The organism is Pseudoalteromonas sp. S558 (assembly GCF_005886635.1).
GTDB lineage: Bacteria > Pseudomonadota > Gammaproteobacteria > Enterobacterales > Alteromonadaceae > Pseudoalteromonas > Pseudoalteromonas aliena.
Window position 1 is genome coordinate 20,401 of the sequence record NZ_PNDU01000142.1, and the last position, 12,147, is coordinate 32,547.

9 protein-coding genes, 1 tRNA gene and 1 other RNA gene are annotated in these 12,147 nt (G+C 41.3%); 1 reads left to right on the forward strand and 10 read right to left on the reverse strand.

What is annotated here, in order from left to right; translation table 11 throughout:
* Window positions 1-8: 8 nt before the first annotated feature.
* The 6 genes from priB to CWB66_RS11400 form a co-directional block, all read right to left on the reverse strand.
* Window positions 9-326: a primosomal replication protein N gene (gene priB, locus CWB66_RS11375; RefSeq protein WP_033015549.1), complete on the reverse strand. Its 318-nt coding sequence runs from the start codon at window positions 324-326 to the stop codon at window positions 9-11.
* 44 nt (window positions 327-370) lie between these two features.
* Window positions 371-712: a 30S ribosomal protein S6 gene (rpsF, locus tag CWB66_RS11380; protein WP_077537049.1), complete on the reverse strand. Its 342-nt coding sequence runs from the start codon at window positions 710-712 to the stop codon at window positions 371-373.
* A gap of 399 nt (window positions 713-1,111) precedes the next feature.
* Complete coding sequence (locus CWB66_RS11385) at window positions 1,112-2,278, reverse strand: FAD-dependent monooxygenase (RefSeq protein WP_138585465.1); 1,167 nt, start codon at window positions 2,276-2,278, stop codon at window positions 1,112-1,114.
* On the reverse strand, window positions 2,275-3,462 hold the full coding sequence (gene ubiH, locus CWB66_RS11390; RefSeq protein ID WP_138585466.1) for a 2-octaprenyl-6-methoxyphenyl hydroxylase: 1,188 nt from the start codon (window positions 3,460-3,462) through the stop codon (window positions 2,275-2,277). Before ubiH ends, CWB66_RS11385 begins: the two co-directional genes overlap by 4 nt.
* Window positions 3,463-3,477: 15 nt before the next feature.
* Window positions 3,478-4,800, reverse strand: coding sequence for a Xaa-Pro aminopeptidase (gene pepP / locus CWB66_RS11395; RefSeq protein WP_138585467.1), 1,323 nt, complete (start codon window positions 4,798-4,800; stop codon window positions 3,478-3,480).
* 31 nt (window positions 4,801-4,831) lie between these two features.
* Window positions 4,832-5,395 carry a UPF0149 family protein gene (locus CWB66_RS11400; protein ID WP_007378383.1) on the reverse strand — a complete coding sequence of 188 codons (564 nt, stop codon included), beginning with the start codon at window positions 5,393-5,395 and terminating at the stop codon, window positions 4,832-4,834.
* 193 nt (window positions 5,396-5,588) lie between these two features.
* On the opposite strand from CWB66_RS11400, the gene ssrS reads away from it, so the two are divergent.
* A non-coding RNA gene (gene ssrS, locus CWB66_RS11405) (6S RNA) lies at window positions 5,589-5,771 on the forward strand.
* Between the two features lie 136 nt (window positions 5,772-5,907).
* Here the strand turns inward: ssrS and CWB66_RS11410 are convergent.
* The 4 genes from CWB66_RS11410 to CWB66_RS22245 form a co-directional block, all read right to left on the reverse strand.
* A complete protein-coding gene (locus CWB66_RS11410; protein WP_138585468.1) occupies window positions 5,908-8,991 on the reverse strand; it encodes an efflux RND transporter permease subunit in 3,084 nt (1,027 codons plus the stop codon).
* On the reverse strand, window positions 8,988-10,301 hold the full coding sequence (locus CWB66_RS11415) for an efflux RND transporter periplasmic adaptor subunit (protein WP_138585469.1): 1,314 nt from the start codon (window positions 10,299-10,301) through the stop codon (window positions 8,988-8,990). Before CWB66_RS11415 ends, CWB66_RS11410 begins: the two co-directional genes overlap by 4 nt.
* On the reverse strand, window positions 10,291-11,706 hold the full coding sequence (locus CWB66_RS11420; protein ID WP_138585470.1) for an efflux transporter outer membrane subunit: 1,416 nt from the start codon (window positions 11,704-11,706) through the stop codon (window positions 10,291-10,293). The genes CWB66_RS11415 and CWB66_RS11420 overlap by 11 nt, the downstream gene beginning before the upstream one ends.
* 286 nt (window positions 11,707-11,992) lie before the next feature.
* Window positions 11,993-12,073, reverse strand: a tRNA-Thr gene (locus tag CWB66_RS22245).
* Between the last annotated feature and the right edge of the window lie 74 nt (window positions 12,074-12,147).

Here is a 12,147-nt window from a genome sequence, read left to right on the forward strand (position 1 = left end):
TTAATTCCTCAAATAATTCTTTCTATATGCTGAGCATGCAAAACCAATTGGCTAAGGCCGTTACGACCTTCGTGGCGATTTAAAAAACCACTCACTTGCAATGCCTGCCCAACGTGCAAATGTTGAGTCTGTTGTTGCATTTGCTTTCCACTGGCAACTACCTGAAGCCTAACGTAACTATTACGGTTAAGGTCTGCTTCGGTTTGCATTGATTTATGTTCTACAACAAAAATACAATGCGGGATGCCAGCAGGGCTTTGGCTAAACTTGGGAGTTTTACAAACTACCCCAGATATAACCAGCTGATTCATAAAAGGGCTAACCATTTATATTTACCGCCAGTTAAACGCCATGCTAGGACTCAAAACAATTAAGCAGCTGGTGCTTCTTTCTTCTCTTCTCTTGCAAGAGGAGACGCTTCAGTTACAGCAGTTTTAGTGCGGATAACTAAGTTACGAAGCACTGCATCGTTGTAGCGGAAAGTAGTTTCTAGCTCGCTGATTACTTCAGTAGGTGCTTCAACGTTCATAAGAACATAATGAGCTTTATGAAGCTTGTTAATTGGGTAAGCCAATTGACGACGGCCCCAATCTTCAAGACGGTGAATAACACCATTTGCTTCAGTGATAGAACCAGTATAACGTTCGATCATACCAGCAACTTGCTCACTCTGATCTGGGTGAACCATGAATACGATTTCGTAATGACGCATGGATATTCCTTACGGTTAATAGAGCCTTCTACCGTTTCGGCCGGTCGGTTTAAGGCAAGGAATTAATAGTTTAAAAGCCGAAATGAGCGCGCATTTTACGCTTAGTCGGATAATTAAGCAAGTAGGTTTTTAACGCTTTAATAGATAAGTTTGTAAAGGTAATTATTACAAGCTTCGCTCGCCGCGCTAGCAAGCTATACGCCTACAGTAAAAGTTAAGCACAGAGTGTAATATTTCTTGTAGACGCCGAGCTTGCTCGCGTGAAAAGCGCAGCTTTTAATGTATTAAAAATCACTTTAAAACAAAAACCCGATGTTTAAATTAAACCTCGGGTTTTATTGAAAGCGAATAACTAACAGCTTTTTTCGTTAGATTTTATCTCACTCAACTCAACCTACTTTATTTCCCTATCGCTTCTTTAGCGAACAGGTGCTTGATTGGCCCAAGGTTATCAACTAACGACAGCCCTACTCCGCGAATAAGTTTTTTAACTGGGTTTGCACCTTCAAATAACTCTTTTAGCCCTTGCATCATAGCTATGTGCTTTTGTGCATCGAGCTTACGGGTACGCTCGTAATCGCGAAGTGTGCGCGTGCTAGCAAATTCTTTATTATTACTTGTTAAAAGCTCAATTAAATAGGCCGCATCTTTTAGGCCTAGGTTCATACCAAGCCCTGCTAATGGGTGAATCGTGTGTGCAGCATCACCAATGAGTACCACTTTGCCTGAAACCCATTGCTGGGCGTAGCGCATTTTAAGTGGGAAAGCAGCGCGCTTACTTTGCACTTCACACAGGCCACATTGACCATCTATTGCAGCCATTACGGCTTTATTAAAGCTGTTATCGTCCATTGCAAGGAGTTCATCGCAATGATTTGGGCTGGTAGACCACACTATGGAATGCATGTTGGCATCGCTTAACGGTAAAAATGCCAGTGGCCCGGTTGGTAAAAATACTTGGCGTGCGGTATTTGCATGTGGCTCTTTAGTTTTTACAGTCGCCACAAGTGCATGATGGTCGTAATCTTTAAAGCTCAGCGCCATATTAAATTGTTTACGAATAGCTGAGTTTGCACCATCAGCGGCCACCAGCAGTTTTGCAATAATTGGCTCGCCGCTTTTAAGTGTTATAAATACATTAGATTCGCTTTGATGTATTTGCTGATACTGTGTATCGAACATTAACGTGGCACTACTTTGTTGTTCCAACTCTTTTATGAGCGCGTAGCGGATAATGTCGTTTTCAACAATATGACCTAAATGTTCAAGCTCAAGTTGCTCATTATTAAATGCTATTTTGCCAAAGCTGTCGGCATCACGTACATCCATATGCGTATAAGCGCACGCTCGCTGTGCGATAATTTCGGGCCATACGTTTAATTGTTCAAGCAAGGTTTGACTCGCAATGCTTAGCGCACTTACACGCAAACCATATTCGTCACAAGGTAGTGCTTGAGTTGGTGCGCCGTCGAGTACAACGACGCTTATATCGGCTTTTGCCAATCCAAGTGCTAGTGTTAGCCCTACACAGCCTCCACCTACAATACAAACCTGTGCTTGCTTCATAAACGCCTACCTTGTTTAACTTGCCCCATTAACTGTTTAGCTAATGGCGCTTTTAATGCGGGAAATAAATCCATCGAAAACAACCCAACGCTGCGCCCAAATGCAAACACTCGCGATGAGTTTGAAAAAAGCCTAACCAGTGCATCGGTTAAGGTCATTACGGTTTTAATATCATCGCGACGTTTTTGTGAGTATTCACGGGTAAACGCATAGCTGCCTAGATCGTATTGGCTATTTGCTATTAAATTACTAAGTACTTGTACGTCGCGAAGACCTAAATTAAAACCCTGCCCTGCAATAGGATGAATAGCATGTGCAGCATTACCTATTACCACAGTGCGATGAGCAATTAAGGATTCTACTTGGCCATAAACGAGCGGATAGCTTGCGCGCATGCCTACTTTTGTAAATTGCCCGCCGCGATAACCAAACGCACTTTGCAAGGCACTTAAAAAACTTTGATCACCAAGTGCCATGTGCTGTTCAATCTTTTCTTGGCACATACACCAGACTAACGAATAACGATTATTACTCATGGGCAATAACGCCATTGGGCCATTTTGCGTAAAACGCTCAAAAGCATGATTATTATGCCCATCAGCTACTTCTAGGTTGGCAATAATTGCGCCTTGCTCATAAGGCTGAGTATTAAAACCAAGCCCGAGTAAGTTACGTGTTGGTGATTGTGCCCCGTCTGCAATAACTAATAACGTTGCACTTAATTGCTCGCCGCTTTGTAGGGTGAGTGAATTGCTATGCAATGTTTGCTCAATGGCAGTTACGCTATCGGGGCAGTAAAGCGAAATGTTTGACTGCGTTAAACGCTGGTGAAGCGCTCGGCCAAATGGGTTAACTTCTACCACGTAACCAAGTGAGGGCTTAGCAAATTCGTCGCAATTAATATGCGCTTTGCCAAAGTGCCCCCGATCAGACACGCTCACTTTTTTTATTGCTGCAGTGTAAGGTGCGTTTTGCTCAAATAAATTGAGGCTTTGTAAATACTCTACCGATTGCTGAGCAAGTGCAATGCTTCTGTCGTCAAAGCTTGGATGATATTCGCCGGTTACTTGATTAGCTTCTACAACGGCAATATTTAACGCGGGATTAGTTTTAGCCACACTTAACGCGCAGCTTGCTCCCGCTAAACCACCGCCAATAACAACTACATCAAACTGCTTAGCCACAATATTCTCCGAGCTTTATACGTTTTTAGCACTTTGCATGAGTGCTTCTATATCGCTAATTTTTTTAGGCACGCTTAGGGTCAAGTTTTCATGGCCGTTTTCGGTAACTAGTAAGTTATCTTCAATACGGATACCAATGCCTTTATATTTTTGCGGTGCGTTTGAATCTTCGCTGATATAAAGCCCAGGCTCTATGGTGAGTACCATACCCTGCTCAAATGCACGCTCAACGTTATTTACTTTGTAATCGCCAACATCATGTACATCTAAACCAAGCCAATGCCCAAGGCCGTGCATGTAATATTCTTTACACGCCCCTTTTGCCATTAGCTCGTCAAAGTTGCCAGTTAAAATACCTAAATCGAGTAAACCTTGCGTCATTACTTCCATTGCTAGTTTATTAGCATGTGACAAATAACCGCCTGGTTTTACTTCACCAAAAGCAACGTCTTGTGCTTTAAGTACAACATTATAAAGCGCCGCTTGCTCTTCACTAAATTTACCATTTATAGGAAACGTACGGGTTATATCTGCTGCATAACCTTGTAACTCACAACCTGAGTCGATAAGTACTAGGTCGCCACTTTTTAGCACATCGCTATTTTGTGTGTAATGCAAAATATTAGCATTGTCGCCGCTACCAACAATCGTACCGTAAGCTGGGTGCGGTGCGCCGTTCATTGCATAATGATGATGTAGCTCAGCCTCTAGCTGAAATTCAGTCGCCCCCACATGCGAATAACGCATGGCACGCATATGTCCTCGCGCACTAATTTCGCAGCCTTCGCGCATAATTTCTATTTCGCTTGGCGATTTAAACAAACGCATTTCGTGAATAAGGCTACGTACATCTTTAATTGTATCTGGTGCTTTGTAGCCTTTTTTAGGTGCACTGCGCAGCCTGTTTAACAACGAAAATACTTTACCGTCAAAAGCCGGATACGTGCCTTGTGCATAAAATAAAATCTGTTGGCCGTTCACCAAATTCAATAATTGTTCACTTAGCTCACTTAATGCGTAAGTTTCGTCGAATAAATATTCACTTTTGGCTTTATCAAAGCCAATACGACGCCCATGCCAGATTTCAGCAAGCTTATCTTTATTAAGGCAAAATAGCGTACTGGGTGTATCGCTATTGTTACACAGTACAAGCACAGCATCGGGTTCATTAAAGCCGGTTAAGTAAAAAAAGTCGCTGTCTTGCCTAAATGCATATTCGGTATCACGGCTGCGCGTCACTTCACTGGCAGCGGGAATAATCGCAACACTGTTTTTATCCATTTGCGCAAGTAAACGCTCGCGGCGTGCTTTAAATTCTGACTTTTGTACTTCAACCATTATTAATCAACCCGTTTTACTTTTTTAAACGTTAATGAAGTGTTTTTTTAGTGCTTTGCGTGTTTTGTTCTTTACCAAGCTCTGCAAAGCAAAGTAGTGCTGATACACGTACATATTCAATCACTTCGTGCAGTGCCTGGCTGTCTTCTTCAGTTTCTTCGAAAGTGGTATCTAGACGCGTAATTTCGCTAAAGTCAGTAATCACTTCTTTAACATCGCTCGATAGCTTACCGTAGTCTTTTTGCTTTAAACCAAAACCAAGCATAAAACCTGCTACCCATGATACGAGGCCATTAGCCTGATCGATGAGTGTTTCGTCGTCACTTGGTAAAAATAAATCAAACTGAAATTCGTCATCATTAAAGCTCGCGACTACTTGCTTATAAATAGTGCCAAAAAACTGCTTTAAATCGTTACTAAACGATTCACCATCGTTAAACACATCGCTCAAAAGGCCTAAGTATTCTTTGTCGTCAATGGTTAAACCGCACGCTAGTAAACCACTAATAACGCCGTGGGCTTCAGCGGGTGATACAAATATTTCGTTTTTTTCTAAAAGTAGCTGGGCTTTTTCGTAATCTGGTAAATCGTTCATAATCGCGTCTTCGCTTTGCAAGTTAAAGCAATGCTACCACTCGATAAAAAGCAACTCCAATGAATTGTATGATCAAGCTCAAAAAGCATGCGATAAAGTAAATGATGAGTTAAAGATGCGGAAAAACTAAACGAACGATTTAATTTTTTACGTTTAGGGTTTAAGGATTGGGTTATGTCTTATATACTTAAATTGTTCCCTGGGATACTGGAGCTTGGTTAAGTCCCTGAGCCGATAAATTTTATACCAGGGTTTCTGTTCGTATACTATTGTGCAAGCTCGGCATGTACCGAGAAGCCTACGGTAAACCGCAGATTCCCGCCCTGAAACCTTCTGGTTTCAGGACTGAAACCAAGTACCGTATCTTGGGGAACACCATTATCGAAGTCCGTTTAACGCGTAAGCCCACTCTTTATATATTTACTCTTTAAATAAAGCGCTTAGTTTTGCACAGCTAAAAACAAAAAAGCTGCAGGCAATTAGCTTCCCACAGCTTTAATAGTCATTTTGTATTATTTAAACCAACCTTGAAAACGTTCCATCAGCATGTAGTTTACGGGGACTAACAATAAAGTAATAAAGGTTGCAAAAATAATCCCAAAACCTAAGCTCACCGCCATAGGGATTAAAAACTGCGCTTGTGTCGCTTTTTCAAACAATAACGGCATTAGGCCGATAAAAGTTGTTAAGCTCGTTAGCATTACAGGACGAAAACGAGATGCTCCGGCTAATTTTACAGCCTCCAATAACTCACCGCCTTCACTGCGTTTTTTATTGATAAAGTCAACGAGTACTAGGGAGTCATTCACGACGACGCCAATTAACGCAAGCATACCCAATAAGCTCATAATGGTTAAATCCATGCCCATGATCCAATGCCCAACCACAGCGCCAATCATACCAAATGGAATTACACTCATAACAATAATTGGCTGTAAGTACGATTTAAACGGAATAGCTAACAGCGCATAAATAATAAAAAATACAAATACTAATGCCCAAGCCAGTGAGCCAAATGACTCTCTTTGCTCTTTAGCTTCTCCTTCTAGCTTGTAGTCTACCCCAGGATATTGCTGCATCAGCTCATCAAGATATTGCGCTAAATCAGCCTGAAGTATAGTCATATTCGTGTTACTTTTTTCAATATCCGCTGTTACATTTAAAGTACGGTAACGATCGATTCGATTAATAGTTGAAGGACTTTGCCCTGCAGTCAGTGTTGCCACATGAGATAGTGGTACAGAGCCTCCATTAGGTGTATTTATTAGTATGTTTTGTAAATCAGCCACCGAGCGGCGTTCATCTATAGGTAGGCGCACCATTACACGTACATCATCACGTCCGCGTTGAATACGTTGTACTTGCGAGCCAAAAAACGAGTTACGTACTTGCCCAGCTACATTTACTCTATTTAAGCCCAGTGCTAGACCTTGCTGAGTAAGCTCAATTTGCAGTTCTTCTTTACCATCCGACATGCTATCGGCAATATCAAATACCGTTGGATATGTTGCTAAACGGGTTTTAATATGATCAGCCACATCTTGCAAAATAGTCAATGAGGTACCACTAAGCTGTACATCTATTGGATCTGAACTGCGACCAATTTCGGCTCTAAACGTTAAACTTTCGGCACCTGGTATTACACCGATTAAATCGCGCCATTCGCTTGCAAGTTCCCGCGAGCCAATGTCTGAATCACGCTTTTCAGCAGGGGTTATTTCAAAACGTACAGAACCAGAATTTGATACACCACCACGCCCCCCCGTTGTTGCAAGTATATTTAAAATAACACTTTCACCTGTATTTGGATCCCGGTATTTTTGTTGTAATTGCTGCGCTTTTTGCGACATATCTATTACATATTTATTGGTTACTTCAAACGGTGTACCTGTGGGTAGTGTTAAATTAACGCGCACGGTTTCACTTGGTATGCGCGGGAAAAATACAAACTTAGTCCATCCACTGGTGATCATGGTTAAAATGATAAAAAACACACCGATAAACAAACTTACTGTTGCCAGCTTATGACGCAGGGCTGTGTTTAATATAGGTTGATAGTATTTTAAAATCGCGTTTTCAAATCCATCTGCAAAACGCTGTTGAATAACATCAAACTTTGACGGCTCACCTTTTTGATGGCGCAGTTTTATGTATTTTAAATGCGCTGGTAATACAAACTTAGATTCAATTAGCGAGAATAAGAGTACCGGAATGACCACAACAGGTATTTGTGCAAACAAAGCACCACGGGCTCCTTCAATAAAGGCCAAAGGTAAAAATGCAGCGACTGTAGTTAATACACCAAAGGTTACTGGCGTTGCGACTTCTTGAGTGCCTAAAATTGCCGCTTGCTCGCCCGACTCAGCCGTTTTTAAATGGGTATAAACGTTTTCACCAGTAACTATAGCGTCATCGACCACAATTCCGAGCACTAGAATAAAGCCAAATAAGCTCATAATGTTAAGGGTAACGCCAAAAATAGGCATGGCTATAAACGCGCCCATAAAGGAAACTGGAATACCAATAAAAACCCAAAATGCAATCGCAGGGCGTAAAAATAGAGTCAGTAACGCAAGTACTAAAATACCGCCTTGTAAGGCATTGGTAGTCAGAGTAGAAATACGGCTTTTAACGAGCTCTGAATCATCATCCCAATAACTTAGCTCAAACCCTTGAGGGAGTGAACTTTGCTGCTCTTTTATGTAATTTTTAACATCGTCAGCAACCGTTATCGCGCTTTGTGGGCCAATTCTATACACGTCTATAAACGCAGCTTGCTTACCGTTAAAACGCGTTCGTACTGGTGTTTCTTCAAAATCATCATTAATTATTGCTATATCGCCTAAGCGAATAATGGTGCCATCGGCTTGGTTTTTAACAACAATATTAGCAAATTCATCTTTACGGTAGGCTTGCCCTTTAGAGCTTATAAGTACGTCGCCACCCTCTGTTTTTAAGTTACCGGCAGAAATATCAGCGCTTGAGTTAGCAACTGCACTAGATATTTGTGCAAGGCTTAAATCGTATTGACGAAGAATGTCTTGGCTTACTTCAATAGCCAACTCGTAGTCTCGTACACCGCTTAATTCAACCTGTGTTACATTAGGTAAACGCAGTATTTGATCCCGTACCTGCTCAGCATATTCACGGGTTTCTTTTTCACCATAGTCACTTGATACCGTCACTGCAATTACTTCACGTTTTCGCTCAGCAAGCGCAACTATTGGCTTTTCAGCATCTCCTGGAAAAGTATTAATTGCATCTACACGGCTTTTTATATCGGCTAAAAGCTCACGAGGATCATAACCACTCTCAACCTCTAATGTTACCGAGCCAGAGCCTTCCGAGGAGCGGCTAAATATTTGCTTAATGCCTTCTAAATCTTGTACTGCTTCTTCTATTCGAATAGTTACACCTTGCTCTACATCCTCAGGTGTTGCTCCACGTAAACTAACGCGTACGCTTATCATATCGGTTTCGAATGAAGGGAAGACCTCAAGCGGAATTTTGCTCGATAAACTAAAAAGTCCTGATAGCAACAGTGTCACTAGCAATAAGTTGGCAGCAACATGGTTTTTGGTAAACCAAGCGATCATGGCTTATCTCCTTGTTTTGCTGCACGACGTTGTTTTAGATCTTCTACACTAATACCTAACTCTTTTGCTTTTTGTTCAAGCTGCTGCGGTGATAGGCGCTTTCCTTTACCTTGTCGATTAGCTTCGTTTTTAGGTTGCTCTGCGCTTTGCTGACCTAAAATATTCACTCGAGTTCCTGAACTCACCTGTCCAAGTGGTGTAATAACAAGCTTATCACTCGCTTGTAAGCCAGTTTTTATCATCGCTTGTGTGGCATTTTGCCAAGCAAGTGTAATGTCTTTGCGCTTAAGCACGCCCTCTTCAACAATGTAAACGTATGTGCCTTGGTAAATTGTGCTGTTAGGAATAATAAGTGCGTTAGGCACTGTTTTACCTGTAATTTGTGCCTTTATATATTGCCCTATTTTTATTGGATACTGGTTACTAGCTGTTGCTTTATATGGGTCATTAATTTTAGCAACGACGTAAAGCTGCTGCGCATTTTCATCAATTGCACCTTCGGTACGCGCTAACTGCCCCTGCCAAGTTTGCTCGCCAACTAAGTCTGATGTGAATTGCACAATTGAGCCAGCTTGGTTTTTAGCACCATCGCGATATTGCTCTGGTAAATTTACAAACGAGAGATCTTTATTTTTAATCGGTAAACGAATTTCTACACTATCTATCGCGTAAATAGTGGCAAGTTGCGTGTTGTTACTAACGACCTGTCCTAAATCAACATTGCGACTTAATATACGTCCAGCGTATGGTGCTGTTACTTTAGTTCGTTCTAAATCAAGCATTGCTTTTTCAAGTGTTGCTTGCGCTGACAACACTTCAGCTTCTGCTGCGGCTAGTTGAGGCTCACGTAACACCAAGCTGCTTGCCTGTTTTTCCCCACCTAGACGCTTCCAATCGGTAATCGCTTGTTGACCGCGTGCTTTTTCTTCTAACAAACCCTGCTCTGCGGTTAATAAATTAGCTTGTGCCGATTTAACTTCAGCTTGATGATCTCTATCGTCTAGCTTTAAAAGTACGTCTCCTTTTTCAAAAAATCCACCTTCTCTAAAGTCATCACTTACATCGATTATTTGCCCTGATGCCTGAGCAACCAATAAACTTTGTGTTCGTGGCTTTACCGTACCGTAACTGTCTATCATAATTTGATAACTTTGCGGTTTAAGCTCAAGTGCCGCGACACTTATTGATGCCTTAGGAGGTGAACCAAAACGCCTTGCCTCTGGCGGATTACCCTTAATAAAAAATACAATAGAAACGGCAGCAATAATAACTGCGGCAGGAATAATAATTTTTGCTGTTTTAGTTTTCATCGTTATTGCTCTTTAGTTCACTTGAGGGCTTTGCAAAATCACCACCAAGGGCAATGTGTAAGTTAATTCTATTAGTTATTAATTGGTTTTTAATGTCGATTAAAGAGCTTTGCGCATCAAAAGAGCGTCCCTGTGCATCCAGCACTGTGGTGTAAGTTACTAAGCCACTTTGATACTGCTCAAATGATAATTGCTCTGCCGCAAGTGCATTTTCTTGTGCTTTTAGTGTGCTTGTATACTGTGCACTAAGAGATTGCTGCTGTGAAATTGCGTTCTCTACATCGCCAAACGCATCGTAAAGTGTTTGCAAATAAAGTTGCTCTTGCTTTTGAGTATTAAAACGCGCTATTTCTTCGTTGGCTTTTAAGCGCCCACCTTCAAAAATTGGTGCTGAAATACTACCAAGTAGCGACCATGCAAGGCTAGATGGAGAAAACAAGTCACTTACTCTATTAGTACTATCACTTAAGCTAGCTGTTAAGTTTAAGCTAGGAAAGCGCTGCTTGTGTGCATACGCCAAGGAGGCGTCAGTTGCTAAAAGTTCATACCAACTTGCTCGCAGTGTAGGTTTACGCGTTATAAGTTCAGAGGGTAAGCCCAATGAAATATCGGTATTAATAACCGGCAAGTCTCTGCTAGTTGTAATCACCCCTTTTGGATATTCACCTAATAAGCGTTCAAGTACCCTTGCTGAAGCCGATAAACTAGCCGTCTGAGTCGCAATTCGAGAACGTTCGTTATTAAGCTCATTGCGAGCTAAATACACATCAAGTGCTTCATTTATACCTTGGCGATAACCGGATTCAATAATATCGAGATTTTGTTGTGCATTGGCTTCTCGGCGCTTAAATAAATCAAGTAATTGCTGAGCTGTAACTACATCAAACCAACTAGTTACTACATCCGCAACTAGTTGTTGTTTAGCTTGCTCGAAACGCGCTTGTTGGGCTAAATAAGTTAGGTTAGCTTGGCGTTTTGAATCAGAAAGCTTCCCCCATAAATCCACCTCGTAGGTTAAATTTAAACCTACTGAGCTTGCGTTATTGTAACTTACAGGACGATTATTTTTACTGCGATTCGTACGAGTTGATAAATCAAGGCTGGGCCAAAGTGCAGCACCCGATACAATAAGCTGCTGCTTTTCAATTTCTACATCGTAACTCATTTGCAAAAGCTGCTGATTATTTTGAAGTGCTTTTTGTACAAATTTATCAAGCGTAGGGTTTTGTAATTGTGTAAGCCATTGCTCTTGTACTTTTAATACCGAGCTTGATGCTTTTTGTTGCCATTGCTGTGGCACATTAGTTGGCGCTTGCACGCGCTGCGCTGAGTTTAAATTACTCGCACAGCCACAGAGCAGCATCACACTCACTGCCAATAGGGTTGGCTTGCATTGCCAAATCATAATTAAACCTGAATTACTGCTATTTATGAACGTAATTCAAGCACTTTGGCAAATTTTGCTCAACCTACTTTACATAACATTACATAGCTAGCGATGAATGAACACGTAGGTAAGTTGTACGGTAAAAATGAGTAAATGATCAGCAGTTTTTAACTAGAAATAAAACATCAATCGATGAAGGGTTTAAAAGAGAGCTAGATATATGTCTCGTCCTGAAAACGCGAGGACTTCTAACTTTGAAATCAAAAACAAAAAAGCCCCGCATTATGCGAGGCTTTTAAATAAATGGTGCCGACTAACCGAGTCGAACGGGTAACTTATACAGCTTACTGATCACAAGTCAGCTGCTTTACTATCAACCATAGGCTTTTAATTCTAAAATTTAAAACAAAAAAGCCCCGCAATACGCGAGGCTTTTAAATAAATGGTGCCGACTAACCG